Origin of the sequence: Sphingomonas lycopersici (assembly GCF_026130605.1) — a bacterium.
GTDB lineage: Bacteria > Pseudomonadota > Alphaproteobacteria > Sphingomonadales > Sphingomonadaceae > Sphingomonas > Sphingomonas lycopersici.
The window spans coordinates 1-18,103 of record NZ_JANFAU010000002.1; the positions used below are offsets into that span (position 1 = coordinate 1).

The window sequence follows — 18,103 nt, forward strand, 5'->3', positions numbered from 1 at the left end:
CCCTTCGGGGCGGGCGGATTTTGGCGCCAGGCGTCGTCGCGCGTCGGTTACGATGCATGGGCATCGCTCCCTCCTTGCTCCTAGCCTGGCGCCAAAATCCGCTCCGTCACGGCGTTGTCCTGAGCGGGTTTGGACCCTAGCGGGAAAAATGTGAGAGGACAGCCATGAACGCACCCACCGGCCGCCTCCAGCCAACCGCCGGGCAGCTCGCGCTGGCGGCGGCGCTGGCCGACGGCGGCACCGAGCGGGCGGCGCGCATCACCTATGTCGACGCCGCCGCTTATACCGATCCGGCGCGGCACACCGCCGAGCAGCAGCGCATCTTCGCGCATGCGCCGCTGGTGATCGCGCCCTCTGCGCTGCTGCCCGAGCCCAATATGGCGGTGGCGCATGACGGGTTCGGCAAGCCGCTGCTCGTCACCCGCGACAAGGCGGGGGAGGCGCATGTCTTCCTCAACGTCTGCCGGCATCGCGGGACGCGGCTGGTCGAGGGTGGCGAGATCGTGTGCGGCGGGCGGCTGGTCTGCCCCTATCATGCGTGGAGCTATGCGCTCGACGGCACGCTCGTCGGGTTGCCGCGCACCGATGCCTTTCCGGGCCTCGACAAGGCCGATTACGGGCTCAAGCGATTGCCCACGCGCGAGGCGGGCGGGCTGATCTGGTTCAGCTTCGACGAGGCGGCGGATTTCGCCGAGGCCGACGCGCTCGGGCATGATTTCGACGCCTTCGGGCTCGCCGGGCTGCATCTGTTCCGGCGGCGGACGCATGACGTGGCGGCCAATTGGAAGCTGATCATGGATGCGTTCCTCGAAAGCTATCATGTGCTCCGTCTCCACGCGAACACGATCGGGCCCTTCTTCAAGGACGGGGTGTCGACCGCCGATACGATCGGGTCGCATCTGCGCTCGGCTGTCGGGCGCGAGGTCGAGGCGGCGGCGGTGCGCGCGGGCGACTGGCCCACGCTGCGCTCGGCGATCACCTTTACCTATCAGATGTTTCCCGGAACGGTGCTGATCGTCAGCCCCGATTATGTGAATCTGATGGTGCTGATGCCGCAGGCCCACGATCGCGTGCTGGTGGAGGATTTCATGCTGATCCCCGAACCGCCCGCGACCGAAAAGGCGCTGAAACATTGGGAAAAGAGCTGGGAGTTGCTCGACGCCGGGGTGTTCGGCGGGGAAGATTTCCGTGCCGCTGCGCTGGGGCAGGAGGGGCTGGCCTCGGGCGCGATCGAGCGGCTGACGATCGGCGCGATGGAAGGCGGCATCCGCACCTTCCACGATCAGGTGGAGGCGCGGCTGTGATCAGGCCCCGGCGCAGCGCGCTTTATATGCCCGCGTCGAATGTGCGCGCGATCGAGAAGGCGCGCGGGCTCGATTGCGACGTGGTGATCCTCGATCTCGAGGATGCGGTATCGCCCGACCAGAAGGAACTGGCGCGCGAGCAGGCGGTGGCGGCGGTGCGTGAAGGCGGGTTCGGACGGCGCGAGCTGGTGGTGCGCGCCAACGGCCTCGACAGCGAATGGGGGGCGGCGGATCTTGCCGCGATCGCCAAGGTGCGGCCCGATGCGGTGTTGCTGCCCAAGGTCTCCTCGCCCGAGACGTTGCGGGAGGCGCGCGCTGCGCTCGGCAACGGGCCGGCCTTATGGGCGATGATCGAGACGTGTCGGGGAATCGTCGATCTGCCGGCGATCGTCGGTGCGGCGGCGGCGACCGGGCTGGCGGTGTTGGTGCTCGGCCCCAATGATCTCGCCAAGGAAATGCGCTGCCGCCCCGGCGTGGATCGCGCGCCGTTGCTGCCGGCGATCTCGCAACTGGTACTGTGCGCGCGGATGGCGGGGCTCGCGGCGCTCGACGGCGTGTGCAACACGATCGACGACCTCGCACGCGTCGAGGCGGAATGCCGGCAGGGGCTGGCCTGGGGGTTCGACGGCAAGACGCTGATCCACCCGGCGCAGATCGCGCCGGCCAATGCGGTGTTCAGCCCGAGCGAGGAGGAAATCGCCTGGGCCCATACGGTCGTGGAGGCGTTCGACGATCCGGCCAATGCCGGGCGCGGCGCGATCCGCGTCGCGGGGAAGATGGTCGAACTGCTCCACCGCGACGAGGCGCGGCGCACACTGGCGATCGCGGCGGCAGTGGCGGGGTAGGGCGCGCGCCGCCAAAGCTTTCCTCGTCATTCCCGCGAAGGCGGGAATCCATTCCGGTCGGCCTCCGCGATAGCATCGAACGCTCAGCGTTTATGGATTCCCGCCTTCGCGGGAATGACGGAGCAGGGCTGGAAACGCGGGCTCAGTCGAACCCGTTCGCCAGGAAATGCTCCGCCGCCGCGACGTGCATCGCGACGCCCTTGGCCATCGTCGCTTCGTCGATCGTCATCTTCACATTGTGCAGCGGGGGATTGGTACGCGGGTCGGTGCCCTCGCTGGCGACCCCGATGAACGCCATCGCGCCGGGCACCTCGCGCAGCACATAGGAGAAATCCTCCCCGCCCATCATCGGCGCGGGCATCGTCGACCAGCCGCCTTCGCCCGAAATCTCGGTCGCCAGCGCGCGCATGATCCCGGTCGCGCGCGGATCGCACATCGTCACCGGATAGCCCGGCTTGATCTCGACCTGGGCGGTGCAACCGTGCGCGGCGGCGATCTGCGCGACGACATGACGGATCGCCTCGCGGCCCTTCTCGCGCGTCGTTTCGGAGAGCGTACGTAGCGTGCCCTTCAACTCCACCTCGTCTGGGATGACGTTATACGACGCCCCGGCGTGGATCTGGGTGACGGTCAGCACCGCCGGGTCGGATACCGGGATGCGGCGCGCGATGAAGGTCTGCAGCGCGACGACCACCTCGCACCCGACCGGGATCGGATCGATCGCGTCGTGCGGCATCGCGGCGTGACCGCCTTTGCCGCGGATCTTCACGTTGAACGTGTCGGTCGAGGCGAGCAGCGGCCCCTCGCGCCCGATGAACACGCCCGCCGGGGCGTTGGGCGAGATATGCAGCGCGAAGGCGGCATCGGGCTTGGCGATATCGAGCAGCCCGTCCTCGATCATGAAGCGCGCGCCGTGATGCCCTTCCTCGCCGGGCTGGAACATGAACACGATCGTGCCCGCGAGTTCGTCCTTGCGCGCGCACAACGCCTTGGCCGCGCCGGCGAGCATCGCGCTATGCGCGTCATGCCCGCAGGCATGCATCGCGCCGGGGATGGTCGAGGCGAAATCGAGCCCGGTTTCCTCGGTCATCGGCAGCGCGTCCATATCGCCGCGCAGCAGCACGGTGCGGGTATTGCTGCCGGTGCCGGCCTGCCCGCCGCGCAGGATCGCGACGAAGCCGGTGGTCGAGGTGCTGTCGTGGATTTCGAGCGGCAGTCCCTCCAGCGCGGCCTTGAGCTTGGCGGTGGTGCGCGGGCAATGGTTGCCGATCTCGGGCTCGGCGTGGATCGCGCGGCGCAGCGCGATCACATCGGCAAGCTCGGCGGCGCCGATCGCGCTCCAGTCGGTCTGGCGGTCGATCGTGGTGGTCATGGGGGAGGCTCTCCTTTGCCCCCGATCCTACGCGCCTGAGCGGTGAAGGGTCCAGCCCCGGCGCCAATTGCCCACCAACGCCATTCCCGCGAAGGCGGGAATCCATTCGCGCAGGTCGGGGAAAGAATCGAGAGGCCAGCCAGAATGGATCCCCACCTCCGCGGGGATGACGGGGGGGATCAGAACAATTCCCCCTGGGCCCCGCGCGGCGGGTGGAACAGATCGGTGCGGAGCTGCATCTTCTCGCCGTTGCGATCGATCCCGAAGCGGCGCCGCGCGATGAGGAAGCGCGCGCGCAGCAGCTCGGCCCAGGCGCCTTGTCCGCGCATCCGGGCGAAGAAATTGGGATCATTGTCCTTGCCGCCGCGCAGCGAGTTGATGATCGACATCACCTTGCCCGCGCGATCGGGGAAATGCTCGTCGAGCCACGCGCGGAACAAGGGCGCCACTTCATAGGGCAATCGCACCGGGATGAACGAGACGCCGCGTGCGCCCGCCTCTGCGGCGCGCTCGACGATCGCCTCGACCTCGCTGTCGGTGATCGCGGGGATCACCGGCGCCATATTGACGTAAACCGGGACGCCGGCGTCGGCGAGCCGGCGCACCGCGGTCAGCCGCCGTTCGGGATGCGGCGCGCGCGGCTCGATCGTCATCGCGATCTTCGGCACCAGCGAGGTGACCGATACCGCCACCGCCGCCAGCCCCTTCTTCGCCATCGGCTCGAGCAGATCGAGATCGCGCAGCACGCGATCCGATTTGGTGGTGATGAACAACGGGTGATCGCATTCGGCGAGCACCTCGATCACCCCGCGGGTGACGCGCCATTCGCGCTCGATCGGCTGATAGGGATCGGTATTGGTCCCCATCGCCATCGGCTGGCAGACGTAGCCCGGCTTGGCGAGTTCGGCGCGCAGCAGCTCGGCCGCATCGGGCTTGGCGAACAGCTTGGTCTCGAAATCGAGCCCGGGGGAGAGATCGTGGAAGGCGTGAGTCGGTCGCGCGAAGCAATAGATGCAGCCGTGCTCGCACCCGCGATAGGGGTTGATCGAGCGATCGAACGGCACGTCGGGCGATTTGTTGCGGCTGATGATCGTCTTGGGGCGCTCGATCGTGACCGTAGTGCGCAGCGGCGCTGGCTCGCCGTCGATCAGGTCGCGATCGTCGAGCCAGTCGCCGTCCGCCTCGGTCTGCGGCAGGTTGAAGCGGCGGCTCGAATCGTTGCGCGTCGCGCCGCGCACGGCGCGGGCCTTGGAGCGATCATGGTGGGGGCGGGCATGATCCATTGCCCGACAATATCAGAACAAAGTAAGAACATCAACGCCAGCGGCCGGTCTCCATCCAGCGTAGCAGCGGCTTCAAGGGCGTGATCCAGATGATCCCGGTGACGATGTAAAACGGCAGTTGCAGCGCCCAATGCCACGCGCCGACAATGCCCGACAGGCTGACGACGGCGACGCACCAGATCGCGATGAGCGCGAGGATGATCAACATCCCGGCAGGTTTGCGCCAGCTTGGCGTCATGCGGTGATCCATTCCCTTTCGGTGGCGATCGCGTGGAGCGGCATGTCCCACGGATCGACCGGCAGCGCCTTCACTTCCTGCGCGGAAAGCGCAACCCCGATCCGCTTCGCATCGGGAAAACGCGCGAAGGCGCGGTCGTAATGCCCGGCGCCTTGCCCGAGCCGGTCGAGCGCGCGGGTGAAGGCGACGAGCGGGGTGAGGATGATATCGGGCTCGAGCTCGGCGGCATGGTCGTGCGGCTGCGAGAGGCCGAACGGCCCGGCGGCCAGCGCCGCCTCGGTATCCCAGGCGAGGAAACGGATCGGGGTGGCGCGATCGACGACATGCGGCAGCGCGATCGCGCACCCGGCTTCGACCGCGACACGCGCGAGTGCCATCGGATCGGCCTCGCTGCCGACGGGGACGTAGCTTGCCACCGTCAGCCCGTGCGAGAGGAGGGTGCGAAACGGGGCGGGGCAGGGCACGACCCGCCCGTGCGCCGCGACGAAGCGCGCGCGCGCGGCACGGGTGGCGGCGCGGATCGCACTCTTGTCGGTCAGATCGATCATGCCAGCCCCTGTCGTTCCACCCCGGCGAAGGCCGGGGTCCAGTTGCGACCGGCTCGAAGCTGGACCCCGGCCTTCGCCGGGGTGGAGAATGATATTTTGCTCGCCCCGCCTCAAGCGGGATCAAAGGACGGTGGCGGGACCGCCATGGCCGTTTGCCGGAATATCCACTGACGCCCAGTACGTCAGGTGGGGACCATGTACGTCAGACCAGGATCTGCGCAGGGACAGCCCCCATGGATGATGAATAGCCTCAGGGATAAGTCTTGGCTCGTACCGGGCAGTGCCCGCCGTCGACCGATCTAGGGGTTCGCGGGCCGTTTCTCAAGGCGTGTCGCGAGCGCTTCGAGCTTCTCGGCGACCGCGGCCAGCGCATCGGCCTCTTCCGGGGTGCGCGCGCCGCCCGATTGCGCGTCGGCCAGATCGTCCGCCAGCATCAGCGCCGCAAGCAGCAGCGCCTGCAGCGTCCCCGAATTGCCCGCGACGCGCGCCGCATCGGGCCAGCGCTCGGCGATCATCGATCCCAGCAGTTCGAGTCGCGCTTCCTCGCCGTCGCGGCACGCGACCGGCCAGCGGTGGTCGCCGATCTCCAGCGTCACCGTCGCCATCAGCCATTTTCCTTTGCGATGATCTCGTCGAGCGCGGCCACGGCGCGCGTCATCGTTTCGCGCAACGTGGCGTGGCGACGCGCGAGCGAATCGCTCTCCTTGCGCTGGGCTGCGGCGGCGGCTTCGATCCGCGCGACCGCCGCCTCGATCCGGTGCAACAGCGAGGGGTCTGTCATCGCGCCACGATAGGAACCAGCCGGTTTCGGGACAAGCCCGCCGCACGCGGCCCGTCGCACGGTTGACGCAAGCCGTGTCCCTCGCGCAAAGGCACGCGCGAGTTCCTTAGGGTTTTGCCCGCCGCGAGCGGTCCACCGGTATCGGGAGGTTATGAGGCTATTATGACGAAGGTTGCGATCAACGGTTTCGGGCGCATCGGCCGCCTGGTGGCACGCGCGATCCTGGAGCGCGGCGGCGAGCTCGAGCTGGTCGCGATCAACGATCTGGCCGATGCCAAGTCGAACGCCTGGCTCTTCTCGCGGGATAGCGTCCACGGCCGCTGGCCGGGCACCGTCACCGCCGAGGGCCAGGATCTGGTGGTCGACGGCAAGCGCATCCGCGTCACCGCCGAGCGCGATCCCGCCAACCTGCCGCACAAGGAACTGGGGGTCGAACTGGTGCTCGAATGCACCGGCTTCTTCACTGACCGCGCGTCCTGCCAGAAGCATATCGATGCTGGCGCCAAGAAGGTGCTGATCTCCGCCCCGGGCAAGAATGTCGATCTCACCGTCGTGTACGGCGTCAACGACGACAAGCTCGAGCCCAGCCACACGATCGTGTCGAACGCATCGTGCACCACCAACTGCCTCGCCCCGGTGGCGAAGGTACTCAACGACGCGATCGGCATCGAGCGCGGGCTGATGACCACCGTCCACGCTTATACCAACGACCAGAAGATCCTCGACCAGATCCACCCGGACCTGCGGCGCGCGCGTGCTGCGGCGATGTCGATGATCCCGACCACCACCGGCGCGGCGCGCGCGGTGGGCGAGGTGCTCCCGGAACTCAAGGGCAAGCTCGACGGCTCGGCGATCCGCGTGCCGACCCCGGACGTCAGCCTCGTCGACCTGACTTTCACCCCGAAGCGCGACACGACCAAGGAAGAGGTCAACCAGATCCTCAAGGCCGCGTCGGAAACCGGCCGCCTCAAGGGCATCCTCGATTTCACGGACGAGCCGCTCGTCTCGATCGATCTGATGCACACCCCGGCCTCGTCGACCGTCGACAGCCTGGAGACCGCGGTGATCGACGGCAAGCTGGTGCGCGTCGTCAGCTGGTACGACAATGAATGGGGCTTCTCCAACCGCATGGTCGACACCGCGACCGCGATGGCGCGGCTGGGGTAATGGGCAACGCGCGATATCGGTGGAGGCAATGACGGACGTCGGCCGCCTCGCCGGAATCGCGCGTCACGCCTTTCCCAAGGCGCCGATGGAGACGATCGCCCGCGCGACGGTGACGCTGGAAGGCGGCATCGCTGGCGACTATCGCGGCGGCGTCAAGGGGCGCCCGCATAAGAGGCAGGTGACGCTGATCGAGCGCGCCGACTGGGATCGCGCAATGGCCGCGCTGGGCGCGGATGTGCGCTGGGCCGAGCGTCGCGCGAACCTGCTGGTCGAGGGCGTCGATCTGCCGCAAATTCCCGGCGCGCGGATCGTTATCGGCGATGTCGTGCTCGAAGTGACCGTCGAATGCGACCCGTGCAGCCGCATGGAGGCGGTGGCGCCGGGGCTCAAGGATGCGCTGACCCCCGATTGGCGCGGCGGCGTATGTACCCAGGTGATCGCCGGCGGCGAGATCGCCGTCGGGGATGAGATCAGGATCGAACAATCATGTCCAAACCCTTCCGAACGCTCGACGATATCGGTGACGTCCGCGGCAAGCGCGTCCTCGTCCGCGAGGATCTGAACGTTCCCGTCGCCGACGGCCGGGTGACCGACGACACGCGGCTGCGCGCCACTGTTCCCACCGTCGCCGAACTGGCCGACAAGGGTGCGATCGTTCTCGTCCTCGCGCATTTCGGGCGGCCCAAGGGGCAGCCGAGCGTTGAGAATTCGCTGGCGCCGATCGCCGAAGCCTATGCCGATGTGCTCGGGCGCCCGGTGAAATTCATCGACTGGGAAGGCGCCGATGCGGCGGCGGCGGAGCTCGTCGCGGGCGACATCGCGGTGCTGGAGAATACGCGCTTCTTCTCGGGCGAAGAGAAGAATGACGAGAAAGTCATTGAGCGGTTTGCGCAATTTGGCGATCTCTACGTCAACGACGCTTTCTCCGCGGCGCATCGCGCGCATGCCTCGACCGAGGGACTGGCGCGGCGCCTTCCGGCGTTCGCCGGCCGCGCGATGGAAGCCGAACTCGACGCGCTGGAAAAGGCGCTCGGCAACCCCGAGCACCCGGTCGCGGCGGTGGTCGGCGGCGCCAAGGTTTCGACCAAGCTCGATGTGCTCAAGCATCTGGTGGCGAAGGTCGATCATCTGATCATCGGCGGCGGGATGGCCAATACCTTCCTCGCGGCGCGTGGCGTCAACGTCGGCAAAAGCCTGTGCGAACATGATCTTACCGGCACGGCTGAAGAGATCCTCGAAGCGGCGGACCGCGCCGGCTGCACCGTCCATCTGCCCTATGACGTGGTGGTGGCGAAGGAATTCCGCGCCAACCCGCCGACGCGCACGATCAACGTGCATCAGGTCGCGGCGGACGAGATGATCCTCGACGTCGGCCCGGCCGCGGTCGAGGCGCTGGCCGATGTGCTCAAGACCTGCCGCACTTTGGTGTGGAACGGCCCGCTCGGCGCGTTCGAGACTCCGCCATTCGACGCCGCGACCGTCGCGCTTGCCCGCACCGCGGCGGCGCTGACCCAGGACGGCAGCCTCGTGTCGGTGGCCGGCGGCGGTGACACGGTGGCGGCGCTCAATCATGCCGGGGTGGCGGACAGCTTCACCTTCGTCTCGACCGCAGGCGGGGCCTTCCTCGAATGGATGGAAGGCAAGGAACTGCCCGGCGTGAAGGCGCTGACGCAGTAAGGTCGCCGCGTAGTAGCGAGATTGCCTCTCCCCGTTCGGGCTGAGCCTGTCGAAGCCCTGCACTTTTCTTCGCAAAGAAGAAGTACAGCCCTCCGGCGGGTCCCATGAAAGTATTACTTTCATGGGCGCCCTCACAAGCTCAGGGCGAACGGTGGTGGGGGAGGCTAACCCGCCGACCGCTCGTTGAGCAGCGGGACGAGGATCCTGTTGAGATCGTCGAGGTCGAACGCCCCGGCCTTGGCGTAGCGCACCACCCCCGCGCGATCGATCACGTAATTGGTCGGCACCCCGCCCATCACCGCGAACGGCCCCTTGATGTGGCGCACCGGCGGGATTGCCATTTTCTTGAACAGCGGCTTGAGCTGGTAGGTGGGCACCGAATCCTCGGTGGTTACCGCGAACACGCGCAGCCCGGCCGGCTGCTGTATCCGATAATAGCTGTCGAGCGTGGGGAGTTCGGCGCGGCACGGCACGCACCAGGTCGCCCAGAAGTTGAGCACCACCACCTGCCCCTTGAGATCGGCGAGCCGCACCTTGCTGCCGTCGATCATCGTCAGTTCGAAATCGGGGGCGGGCTGGCCGACCTTTGGCGCGCGTTCCGCGGCGGCCGGCGCAGTCAGCATGACGGCACCCAGCGCCAGTATGATATCGCGTATGCGCACCCTCATCGTCCCCCTGTTTCGACAGGAGACAATGACGGGGCGACGGGGCGCGTCAATCCCTCTGGCGCGAGACGCCCCCCCTCGCTAACAGGCCGGGGATAAAACTGAGGTCAGGCAAAGGGAAAAAGATGACGCCGACGGTCAAGGCCATTCTCGACAAATACGAATCGGATTCGCCCGCCACCAAGGCGAATCTCGCCCGCATCCTGATGCACGGGCGGCTGGGCGGCACCGGCAAGCTGATCATCCTGCCGGTCGATCAGGGGTTCGAGCATGGCCCGGCGCGCAGCTTCGCGATCAATCCGCCGGCCTATGACCCGCATTATCACTATCAGCTCGCGATCGACGCCGGGCTGTCGGCCTATGCCGCGCCGCTCGGGATGCTCGAGGCGGGCGCCGACACCTTTGCCGGGCAGGTCCCGACGATCCTCAAGGTCAACAGCTCGAACAGCTGGGCGACCACGGTCGATCAGGCGGTGACCGCGGGGGTCGACGATGCGCTGCGGCTCGGCTGCGCCGCGATCGGCTTCACCATCTATCCAGGCTCGGATCAGATCTTCGAGCAGATGGAAGAGATCCGCGAGCTTTCCGCCGAGGCGAAGGCCGCCGGCCTCGCAACGGTGATCTGGTCCTATCCGCGCGGCGGCAACCTCTCCAAGGCGGGCGAGCTGGCGCTCGATGTCGGCGCTTATGCCGCACATATGGCCGCGCTGCTCGGCGCGCATATCATCAAGGTCAAGCTGCCGACCGACCATATCGAACAGGCCGATGCGAAGAAGGCCTATGAGGGTGGCGACTGGTCGACCCAGGCCAAGCGCGTCGCGCATGTCGTCCAGTGCAGCTTCGCCGGGCGGCGCATCGTGGTCTTCTCGGGCGGCGCGGCGAAGGGCGCCGATGCGGTCTATCAGGACGCGCGCGACATCCGCGACGGCGGCGGCAACGGCTCGATCATCGGCCGCAACACCTTCCAGCGCGAGCGCGGCGAGGCGCTGGCGATGCTCGACAAGCTCGTCCGCATCTACAAGGGCGAGGAATAAGCAAGATGGTCGACCGCACCCAGCCCCAGGACGCGGGTTGGGCCGCGGTCGATCACTATATCGGCGACAAATTGCTCGGCGCGGATGACGCGCTGAGCGCCGCGCTCGCCGCCAATGCGGCGGGCGGGTTGCCCGATATCGACGTTTCCCCGGCGCAAGGGAAATTGCTCCATCTGCTGGCATTGGCCGCCGGCGCGCGGCGCGTGCTCGAAGTGGGGACGCTCGGCGGCTATTCGACGATCTGGCTCGCGCGTGCGGTCGGCGACGGCGGGCGGGTGACGACGCTGGAGATCGACCCGCATCACGCCGATGTGGCGCGCGCGAACCTCGCCGCGGCGGGGATGGGGGGGCGCGCGGAGGTGCTCACCGGCGCGGCGCTCGATACGCTGGCGCGGCTCGACGGGCCGTTCGATCTGATCTTCATCGACGCTGACAAGGAAAACAACGCCGCCTATGTGCGCGAGGCAATCCGGCTGTCGCGGCCGGGGACGGTGATCGTCGTCGACAATGTGATCCGCGAGGGCGGGGTGGTCGATACGGCGAGCGAGGATCCGCGGATTCGCGGGACGCGGGCGCTGTTCGATTATGTGTCGAGCGAACCGCGCCTCACCGCCACTGCGATCCAGACGGTCGGGGTGAAGAAGTGGGACGGGTTCCTGCTGGCCGTGGTGGACGTGGACGGGGCGTGACCGCCTTCGCCTATCATCGCGCGATCGCGCCGATGTTATGGGTGTTTGCCGGGCTGGCGTCGATCGAACTGGTGGTCGTGCATCTGCTGGTGTCGTTCTGGCATCCGCGGGTGGCGCTGGTGTTGTCGCTGGTCAGCCTTGCCGGGCTGGTGTGGCTGATCTGGGCGATTGCCCTGATGCGCCGGCCGCCGGTGGAGATCGCGCCGGATGCGCTGTTGATGCGGACCGGCGGGTTCAAACAGGTGCGCGTGCCGCTCGATATGATCGCGGCGGTGACGGCAGCGGGCAACGAGCGAGACCGCAGCGCGCTCAACCTCGCGCTGATCGCGCATCCCAATGTGCTGGTCGAATTGCGCGCGCCTTTGCGCGGGCGGCGTGCGGCGCGTCGGATCGCGCATCGGTTGGACGATCCGCAGGGGTTTATCGTGGCGCTCGAGACGGCGATTTCCCGTCATTCCCGCGAAGGCGGGAATCCATAAGCACGGCGGTCGCGATTCTACCGCGAGGTCAGGATGAATGGATTCCCGCCTTCGCGGGAATGACGAACTGGCAGATTACCCCGCCACCGGCAGCCTCACCCGCCCGTCGGCGTCACGCTCCAGCGGGCCATAAGCGATCACCGTCTCCAAGAGCAGCGGCCCATCGTAGAGATGCGGAAACAATTGCCCGCCGCGCGAGGCTTCCCAGCGCAGCGAGATGTCGTCGAACGAGGTGAGGTCGACCGCCGCGACATGCAGGTCGCTTTGCCCGGCGAAATGCTTGTCGACCGTCTCGGTGAGCTGCGCCGCGGTGGAGAGGTGGATATAGCCGTCGGCCAGATCCACCGGCGCCCCGGCGAAGCCGCCGTCGCGCTCCAGTGCCGCCATCTGATCGGCGGTCAGCACCTTGTACGCGACGGTCGGCCGGTCGCTCATGCCTCGGCTTCCGGGGTTTCGAGGTCGACGTCGACCACCGCTTCGGCGTCTTCCTCGCTTTCCTCGATCCGCGCGGCGGAGACGACATGCTCGTCGTTCGCCACGTTGAACAGCCGGACGCCGGCCGAGCCGCGCCCGATGACGCGCAGATCGGCGAGCGGGATGCGGATCATCTTGGCCTGATCGGTGACGAGCATCAGCTGTTGCGCCTTGGTCGCCGGGAAACTGCCGACGACCGGCCCGTTGCGCGCGATATTGTCGATATTGGTGATGCCCTGGCCGCCGCGCCCGGTGCGGCGATATTCATAGGCTGAGGAGAGCTTGCCATAGCCGTTGGCGCAGATCGTCAAGATGAACTGCTCCTTTTCCGACAGATAGGCATAGCGCTCGTCGTCCATCACGCGCGGGGTGCGCTCGGGATCGTCGCCCTTCCACGGTGCGTGGCGCAGATAATCCTCGCGCTCGTCCGAATCGCGGATGCCGATCTTGTGGAGGATCGAGAGCGAGATCACCTCGTCGCCCTTCGCCAGCCGCATCCCGCGCACGCCGGTCGACGCGCGGCTCTGGAATTCGCGCACGTCGCTGCCCGGGAAGCGGATCGCCTTGCCCTGGCGGGTCGCCAGCAGCACGTCATCCTCCTCGTCGAGCAAGGCGACGCCGATCAGCCGGTCGTCCTCGTCCTCGCCCTCGAACTTCATCGCGATCTTGCCGTTCGAGGGGACGTTGGTGAAGGCATCCATGCTGTTGCGCCGCACATTGCCCTTGGCGGTGGCGAACATGACGTGGAGCTTGCCCCATTCGGCCTCGTCCTCGGGCAGCGGCAGCACGGTGGAGATCGTCTCCCCCTCGGCGAGCGGGAGGAGGTTGATCATCGGCCGCCCGCGCGTCGCGGGGCCGCCCTCGGGCAGCTTCCACACCTTGAGGCGATAGACCTTGCCGAGCGTCGAGAAGAACAGGACCGGGGTGTGGGTCGAGGTGACGAACAGCTCGGTCACCACGTCCTCGTCCTTGGTCGCCATCCCGCTGCGGCCCTTGCCGCCGCGCGCCTGCGCACGGAATGCCTCGAGCGGGGTGCGCTTGATATACCCCTGCATCGTCACGGTGACGACCATCTCCTCGCGCTCGATGAGATCCTCGTCCTCGATCCCGTCGGCGGCGGCGGCGATCTCGGTGCGGCGCGGGGTGGCGAAGAGCTCGCGCACCTCGGCCAGCTCGTCGCGCATCACCTGGTAGAGCTTGACGCGGTTGGCGAGGATTTCGAGCAGTTCGGCGATCGACGCCGCGAGCTGTTCCAGCTCGGCGCCGATCTCGTCGCGGCCCAGCGCGGTGAGGCGATGCAGCCGCAGATCGAGGATCGCGCGGACCTGGATCTCGCTCAGGCGATAGCTGTCGCCGGCGACTTCGGCCTCGACCGCCTCGACCAGTCGGATATAGGGCGCGATCTCGGCGATCGGCCATTCGCGTGCAAGCAGGGTGGCACGCGCCTCGGCCGGGCTCGCCGACCCGCGGATGATCCGCACCACCTCGTCGAGATTGGTCACCGCGATGACCAGCCCGAGCAGGATATGCGCGCGATCGCGCGCCTTGGTCAGCTCGAACTTCGAGCGGCGAGTGATCACCTGTTCGCGGAACTGGATGAACGCCTGGATGATGTCTCTGAGCCCGAGCATCTCCGGCCGGCCGCCGCGGATCGCGAGGATATTGGCCGGGAAGCTGCCCTGTGCCGGGGTGTGCCGCCACAATTGGTTGAGCACCACCTCGGGGGTCGCGTCGCGCTTGAGGTCGATGACGATGCGCACGCCGAGACGGTTCGATTCGTCGCGGATATCGCTGACGCCCTCGATACGCTTGTCCTTGGCGGCCTCGGCGATCTTCTCGACGAGCGCGTTCTTGCCCTGCTGATAGGGGATTTCGGTGAGGACGATCGAGCGGCGATCGCCGCGTCCTTCCTCGATCACATGGCGCGAACGCACGATGATCGACCCGCGCCCGGTGGCGTAAGCGGAGCGCGCGCCCGAACGGCCGAGGATGATCGCGCCGGTCGGGAAATCCGGCCCCGGCACGATCTCCATCAGTTCCTCGGTGGTGATCGCGCCATTGTCGAGATAGGCGAAACAGGCGTCGATCACCTCGCCGAGGTTATGCGGCGGGATATTGGTCGCCATGCCGACCGCGATGCCGCCGGCGCCGTTGACGAGGAGATTGGGGAAGCGCGCGGGCAGGACCTGCGGCTCGCTTTCCGATGCGTCATAGTTCGGCTGGAAGTCGACGGTATCCTTGTCGAGATCGTCGAGCAGATAATCCGCGATCTTGGCGAGGCGCGCCTCGGTGTAGCGCATCGCGGCGGGCGGATCGGGGTCCATCGAGCCGAAATTGCCCTGACCGTCGATCAGCGGCGCGCGCATCGACCAGTCCTGCGTCATGCGCGCCAAGGCGTCGTAGATCGCGGTATCGCCGTGCGGGTGATATTTACCGATCACGTCACCGACGATGCGCGCCGATTTGCGATACGGGCGGTTCCACACGAATCCGCTCTCGTTGGCGGAATAGAGGATGCGGCGATGCACCGGCTTCAGCCCGTCGCGCACATCGGGCAACGCACGGGCGACGATCACGCTCATCGCGTAATCGAGATAGCTGGTCTTCATCTCCTCGACGATGGAGATGGGGGCAATGTCCGAAGGGTCGGCGAGGACGGTCTCGTCGGTCAAGAATCAGTGCTTTCGGCTTGTGTCGTTTCGATGACGAACCCTAGCCGAGAGTAGAAGCGCTGACCACCCCCGCGCGCCTGCGCGCGCGAGGGCGGTGCGTGGAATATCAGCTTATTTGCACGCCTTCTTGTTGGCGTTGCCGGCCTTCGAGCAATCATAATGCACGGTCTTGCCGGTCTTGGTCGTGGCGGTGACGATGCGGCCCGACGGGGCGGCGGCCTTGTGCCAGGTGGCGGCCGGCTTGGCGGCGGTCGTCACGGCCGCGGTCTTGACCGTGGTGGTGGTCTTCGTCGCGGCGGCCTTGGCCGGGGTGGTCACGGTCGTCTTCGCGGCGGTCGTGGTCTTGGCCGCGGTCGTCTTCACTGCGGTGGTCGCCTTGGCGGCCGGGGTCTGCGCATAGGCCATGCCGCCCGACGCAAGTGCTGCGGCGGAAATGGCGGCGAGGATTGCGGACTTGATCATGGCATCACTCCATTGCGAACGCCTTTCCCGGCGTCGGGGTGTGTAATGCCAAAGCACTGCTCGCCGGCGAATGACGCGGAGATTAAATATCCTTCAGGGAATTGAAGGGCTTCGTTCGGGCTGGATTAAGCTTCTACTGGCGGCGGAAGGTCCAGTTGTCGCCCGCGCTCGCGGCGGCATCGAACGCATAGCCGTCGCTGTCGAACCCGCGCATCGCCTCCACATCGGTGATGCGATGCTCGACCAGCCAGCGCGCCATCATCCCGCGCGCCTTCTTGGCGTGGAAGCTGATGAAGCGCCCGTCGGCCTCGCGGAAATCGACCGTGACGATGCGGGCGCCGCGCGGCAGCCGCCCGTCGACCGCCGCCCAATATTCCTGGCTGGCGAGGTTGAGCACCGCTCCCGATCCTTCCGCGGCGACATCGGCGGCGAGCGCATCGGCGATGCGCTGGCCCCACCAGTCGGTCAGCTTCTTACGGCGCGGCGCCCAGCGCGTCCCCATCTCCAGCCGATAGGGGCGCATCCGGTCGAGCGGGCGCAGCAGCCCGTAAAGCCCGGAGAGCATCCGCAGATGATCCTGCGCGAAATCGATCGCCGCCTCGTCGAGCGTCGCGGCTTCCAGCCCGGTATAGACGTCCCCGGCGAAGGCGCGGATCGCCGGCCGCTCGGGCAGGGTATCGAATCCGCGGAACCGTTCGACGTTGAGCTGCGCCAGCTTGTCGGAAATGTGCATCAGCTCGCCGAGCTTCTTGCGCGACAATTTCGCCGCCGCGGTGGCGAGCGTCGCCGCTTCGTCGGCGAAGCGCGGCGCGGTGGTCGGCATCGCGGGCAGCGGGGTGGCGTAATCCAGCGTCTTGGCGGGGGAGATAACGGCGATCATCGTGGGATTGCGCCTATCGACGGAACCCGTCACGTTCAATCCATGTTCAGTGCCTCTCGGGTTTCTTGAACCGGCAGAGGCAGGGGAGTAGAGCGACGGCGAGGCGCCGGCCGCCTTCCAGTATGGAGAGACTAACGCGATGAAAACCATCTACCGGGCCGCGATCGCCGCCGCCCTTCTTTCGGGCGTCGGTGGGGTCGCGCTCGTGGCGCCCGCGTCCGCCAAGGAAAAAGACAAGAAGGAAGAGGCCGGCAAGGCGCCGCCGCTGAAGCTCAGCAAGGACGTCCAGCCGCTCGCGGTGAAGGCGCAGACCGCGCTTCAGGCGAAGGATTATGCCACCGCCGAGCCGATCGTCCAGCAGGTGGCGGCCGCCGCGAAGAGCGACGACGACAAATATATCGCGTCGGTGTTCCAGCTCCAGCTCGCCGTCGGCAAGATGGGCAACCAGATCGACGACAATCAGATCAAGGGCCCGCTCGACGCGCTGATCGCCAACCCGCGCACCCCGCAGGCCGATCAGGCGCGCTTCAACTATCAGCGCGGCATCATCGCCGCCAATGCCAAGCAGCCGCAGGAGGCGATCGCCTTCTTCCAGCGCGCGCAGCAGCTCGGCTACACCGATCCCAACCTTCCGCTCCAGATGGTCAAGATCAAGATGGAGGGCGGTGACGTCGCGGGCGGCTCGGCCGATCTGCAGAAGGCAATGGATGCGCAGATCGCCGCCGGCCAGAAGCCCGACGAATCGCTCTATCGCTACGCGATGGCCAAGACGCTGCAGAAGCGCATGATCCCCGACACGATCGGCTGGATGAAGCGCTATATCGCGGCCTATCCGAACGCCAAGAACTGGCGCGACATCCTGTTCGTCTACGGCCTGCAGCAGGGCAGCGCGCTGACGCTCGACAAGGGGCAGAAGGTCGATCTGTTCCGCCTGCTGCGCCGCGAAAAGGCGCTGGCGGACCAGTATGACTACGAGATCTACGCGCAATATGCGATCGATCTCGGCCTGCCGTACGAAGGCAAGACGGTGATCGACGAGGGCCGCGCGGCGGGCAAGCTGCCGGCGGATTCGGCGACCGCCAACGATCTCTATCGCGTCGCCAAACAGTCGATCGCCAACGAAGGCTCGCTCGATCCGCTCGAGGGCAAGGCCAAGGCGGCGGCCAACGGCAAGCTCGCCGCCGGCACCGCCGACGCGCATCTCGGCGCGGGCAATTATGCCAAGGCGATCGAGCTGTATAAGGTCGCGCTGCAGAAGGGCGGGGTGGATGCCGATGCGGTCAACACGCACCTCGGCATCGCGCTCGCCGGGTCGGGCGACACCGCCGGCGCCAAGGCGGCCTTCGCGCTGGTGAAGGCCTCGCCGCGCGCCGATATCGCCTCCTTCTGGGAGACGGCGCTGGGCACCCCGGCCGCCTGACACGCCGGCTCAGGACAAAAGGAAAGGGCGGTCCCGCAAGAGGCCGCCCTTTTTTTGTTGGGTAGAATGGAACCTCCGTTCGCCCTGAGCTTGTGAGGGCACCCATGAAAGTA

The 18,103-nt window shown here is 67.1% G+C and carries 20 protein-coding genes; 9 read left to right on the forward strand and 11 right to left on the reverse strand.

Annotated features, from left to right (window positions below; all coding sequences use genetic code 11):
- The first annotated feature begins 164 nt into the window (after window positions 1-164).
- A complete protein-coding gene (locus NED98_RS03220; RefSeq protein ID WP_179511416.1) occupies window positions 165-1,304 on the forward strand; it encodes an aromatic ring-hydroxylating oxygenase subunit alpha in 1,140 nt (379 codons plus the stop codon).
- A complete protein-coding gene (locus NED98_RS03225; protein ID WP_265312296.1) occupies window positions 1,304-2,149 on the forward strand; it encodes an HpcH/HpaI aldolase/citrate lyase family protein in 846 nt (281 codons plus the stop codon). The genes NED98_RS03220 and NED98_RS03225 overlap by 1 nt, the downstream gene beginning before the upstream one ends.
- 142 nt (window positions 2,150-2,291) lie before the next feature.
- On the opposite strand, the gene NED98_RS03230 is transcribed toward NED98_RS03225, so the two are convergent.
- The 6 genes from NED98_RS03230 to NED98_RS03255 form a co-directional block, all read right to left on the reverse strand.
- A complete protein-coding gene (locus tag NED98_RS03230) occupies window positions 2,292-3,521 on the reverse strand; it encodes a M20 metallopeptidase family protein (RefSeq protein ID WP_265311943.1) in 1,230 nt (409 codons plus the stop codon).
- Between the two features lie 179 nt (window positions 3,522-3,700).
- The gene (locus NED98_RS03235) at window positions 3,701-4,804 is read right to left on the reverse strand and encodes a PA0069 family radical SAM protein (RefSeq protein ID WP_265311944.1); all 1,104 of its coding nucleotides are present in this window, start codon (window positions 4,802-4,804) and stop codon (window positions 3,701-3,703) included.
- Window positions 4,805-4,835: 31 nt separating this feature from the next.
- Window positions 4,836-5,042: a DUF2842 domain-containing protein gene (locus NED98_RS03240; RefSeq protein WP_179511420.1), complete on the reverse strand. Its 207-nt coding sequence runs from the start codon at window positions 5,040-5,042 to the stop codon at window positions 4,836-4,838.
- On the reverse strand, window positions 5,039-5,590 hold the full coding sequence (locus tag NED98_RS03245) for a 5-formyltetrahydrofolate cyclo-ligase (protein ID WP_179511421.1): 552 nt from the start codon (window positions 5,588-5,590) through the stop codon (window positions 5,039-5,041). The genes NED98_RS03240 and NED98_RS03245 overlap by 4 nt, the downstream gene beginning before the upstream one ends.
- A gap of 299 nt (window positions 5,591-5,889) precedes the next feature.
- Window positions 5,890-6,195, reverse strand: a complete 306-nt coding sequence (gene zapA, locus NED98_RS03250) for a cell division protein ZapA (protein WP_265311945.1) — start codon at window positions 6,193-6,195, stop codon at window positions 5,890-5,892.
- Complete coding sequence (locus NED98_RS03255; RefSeq protein ID WP_179511423.1) at window positions 6,195-6,371, reverse strand: hypothetical protein; 177 nt, start codon at window positions 6,369-6,371, stop codon at window positions 6,195-6,197. The genes zapA and NED98_RS03255 overlap by 1 nt, the downstream gene beginning before the upstream one ends.
- A gap of 162 nt (window positions 6,372-6,533) precedes the next feature.
- On the opposite strand from NED98_RS03255, the gene gap reads away from it, so the two are divergent.
- The 3 genes from gap to NED98_RS03270 are packed head-to-tail and all read left to right on the forward strand — an operon-like array spanning window position 6,534 to window position 9,215.
- Window positions 6,534-7,538, forward strand: coding sequence for a type I glyceraldehyde-3-phosphate dehydrogenase (gap, locus tag NED98_RS03260; protein ID WP_218850056.1), 1,005 nt, complete (start codon window positions 6,534-6,536; stop codon window positions 7,536-7,538).
- Between the two features lie 28 nt (window positions 7,539-7,566).
- The gene (locus tag NED98_RS03265) at window positions 7,567-8,100 is read left to right on the forward strand and encodes an MOSC domain-containing protein (protein ID WP_349293241.1); all 534 of its coding nucleotides are present in this window, start codon (window positions 7,567-7,569) and stop codon (window positions 8,098-8,100) included.
- A complete protein-coding gene (locus NED98_RS03270) occupies window positions 8,025-9,215 on the forward strand; it encodes a phosphoglycerate kinase (RefSeq protein ID WP_265311946.1) in 1,191 nt (396 codons plus the stop codon). Before NED98_RS03265 ends, NED98_RS03270 begins: the two co-directional genes overlap by 76 nt.
- Window positions 9,216-9,379: 164 nt before the next feature.
- On the opposite strand, the gene NED98_RS03275 is transcribed toward NED98_RS03270, so the two are convergent.
- Window positions 9,380-9,838 carry a TlpA family protein disulfide reductase gene (locus NED98_RS03275; protein ID WP_265311947.1) on the reverse strand — a complete coding sequence of 153 codons (459 nt, stop codon included), beginning with the start codon at window positions 9,836-9,838 and terminating at the stop codon, window positions 9,380-9,382.
- A gap of 167 nt (window positions 9,839-10,005) precedes the next feature.
- Between NED98_RS03275 and NED98_RS03280 the strand changes: the two genes are divergently transcribed.
- From NED98_RS03280 to NED98_RS03290, 3 genes are read left to right on the forward strand one after another with little or no spacing between them, the layout of a single operon-like run.
- A complete protein-coding gene (locus tag NED98_RS03280; RefSeq protein ID WP_179511427.1) occupies window positions 10,006-10,914 on the forward strand; it encodes a class I fructose-bisphosphate aldolase in 909 nt (302 codons plus the stop codon).
- Window positions 10,915-10,919: 5 nt separating this feature from the next.
- A complete protein-coding gene (locus NED98_RS03285; protein ID WP_179511428.1) occupies window positions 10,920-11,603 on the forward strand; it encodes an O-methyltransferase in 684 nt (227 codons plus the stop codon).
- Window positions 11,600-12,082 carry a hypothetical protein gene (locus NED98_RS03290; protein ID WP_265311948.1) on the forward strand — a complete coding sequence of 161 codons (483 nt, stop codon included), beginning with the start codon at window positions 11,600-11,602 and terminating at the stop codon, window positions 12,080-12,082. The genes NED98_RS03285 and NED98_RS03290 overlap by 4 nt, the downstream gene beginning before the upstream one ends.
- Window positions 12,083-12,157: 75 nt before the next feature.
- Here NED98_RS03290 and NED98_RS03295 read toward each other — a convergent pair whose 3' ends face one another.
- The 4 genes from NED98_RS03295 to yaaA form a co-directional block, all read right to left on the reverse strand.
- Window positions 12,158-12,517: a DUF952 domain-containing protein gene (locus NED98_RS03295; RefSeq protein WP_179511430.1), complete on the reverse strand. Its 360-nt coding sequence runs from the start codon at window positions 12,515-12,517 to the stop codon at window positions 12,158-12,160.
- The gene (gyrA, locus tag NED98_RS03300) at window positions 12,514-15,228 is read right to left on the reverse strand and encodes a DNA gyrase subunit A (protein WP_265269158.1); all 2,715 of its coding nucleotides are present in this window, start codon (window positions 15,226-15,228) and stop codon (window positions 12,514-12,516) included. Before gyrA ends, NED98_RS03295 begins: the two co-directional genes overlap by 4 nt.
- 111 nt (window positions 15,229-15,339) lie before the next feature.
- Complete coding sequence (locus NED98_RS03305; protein ID WP_265311949.1) at window positions 15,340-15,690, reverse strand: hypothetical protein; 351 nt, start codon at window positions 15,688-15,690, stop codon at window positions 15,340-15,342.
- A 133-nt stretch (window positions 15,691-15,823) separates the two neighbouring features.
- Window positions 15,824-16,570 carry a peroxide stress protein YaaA gene (yaaA, locus tag NED98_RS03310; protein ID WP_265311950.1) on the reverse strand — a complete coding sequence of 249 codons (747 nt, stop codon included), beginning with the start codon at window positions 16,568-16,570 and terminating at the stop codon, window positions 15,824-15,826.
- A 139-nt stretch (window positions 16,571-16,709) separates the two neighbouring features.
- Between yaaA and NED98_RS03315 the strand changes: the two genes are divergently transcribed.
- Window positions 16,710-17,990: a YfgM family protein gene (locus NED98_RS03315; protein WP_179511434.1), complete on the forward strand. Its 1,281-nt coding sequence runs from the start codon at window positions 16,710-16,712 to the stop codon at window positions 17,988-17,990.
- The last annotated feature ends 113 nt before the right edge of the window (window positions 17,991-18,103 follow it).

Bases quoted from the DNA above. Each gene is read 5' to 3' on its own strand.
- NED98_RS03220 (WP_179511416.1), top strand. From the start codon at position 165: ATGAACGCACCCACCGGCCGCCTCCAGCCAACCGCCGGGCAGCTCGCG.
- NED98_RS03230 (WP_265311943.1), bottom strand. From the start codon at position 3,521: ATGACCACCACGATCGACCGCCAGACCGACTGGAGCGCGATCGGCGCC.
- NED98_RS03235 (WP_265311944.1), bottom strand. From the start codon at position 4,804: ATGGATCATGCCCGCCCCCACCATGATCGCTCCAAGGCCCGCGCCGTG.
- NED98_RS03240 (WP_179511420.1), bottom strand. From the start codon at position 5,042: ATGACGCCAAGCTGGCGCAAACCTGCCGGGATGTTGATCATCCTCGCG.
- NED98_RS03245 (WP_179511421.1), bottom strand. From the start codon at position 5,590: ATGATCGATCTGACCGACAAGAGTGCGATCCGCGCCGCCACCCGTGCC.
- zapA (WP_265311945.1), bottom strand. From the start codon at position 6,195: ATGGCGACGGTGACGCTGGAGATCGGCGACCACCGCTGGCCGGTCGCG.
- NED98_RS03255 (WP_179511423.1), bottom strand. From the start codon at position 6,371: ATGACAGACCCCTCGCTGTTGCACCGGATCGAGGCGGCGGTCGCGCGG.
- gap (WP_218850056.1), top strand. From the start codon at position 6,534: ATGACGAAGGTTGCGATCAACGGTTTCGGGCGCATCGGCCGCCTGGTG.
- NED98_RS03265 (WP_349293241.1), top strand. From the start codon at position 7,567: ATGACGGACGTCGGCCGCCTCGCCGGAATCGCGCGTCACGCCTTTCCC.
- NED98_RS03270 (WP_265311946.1), top strand. From the start codon at position 8,025: ATGTCCAAACCCTTCCGAACGCTCGACGATATCGGTGACGTCCGCGGC.
- NED98_RS03275 (WP_265311947.1), bottom strand. From the start codon at position 9,838: ATGCTGACTGCGCCGGCCGCCGCGGAACGCGCGCCAAAGGTCGGCCAG.
- NED98_RS03280 (WP_179511427.1), top strand. From the start codon at position 10,006: ATGACGCCGACGGTCAAGGCCATTCTCGACAAATACGAATCGGATTCG.
- NED98_RS03285 (WP_179511428.1), top strand. From the start codon at position 10,920: ATGGTCGACCGCACCCAGCCCCAGGACGCGGGTTGGGCCGCGGTCGAT.
- NED98_RS03295 (WP_179511430.1), bottom strand. From the start codon at position 12,517: ATGAGCGACCGGCCGACCGTCGCGTACAAGGTGCTGACCGCCGATCAG.
- NED98_RS03305 (WP_265311949.1), bottom strand. From the start codon at position 15,690: ATGATCAAGTCCGCAATCCTCGCCGCCATTTCCGCCGCAGCACTTGCG.
- yaaA (WP_265311950.1), bottom strand. From the start codon at position 16,570: ATGATCGCCGTTATCTCCCCCGCCAAGACGCTGGATTACGCCACCCCG.
- NED98_RS03315 (WP_179511434.1), top strand. From the start codon at position 16,710: ATGAAAACCATCTACCGGGCCGCGATCGCCGCCGCCCTTCTTTCGGGC.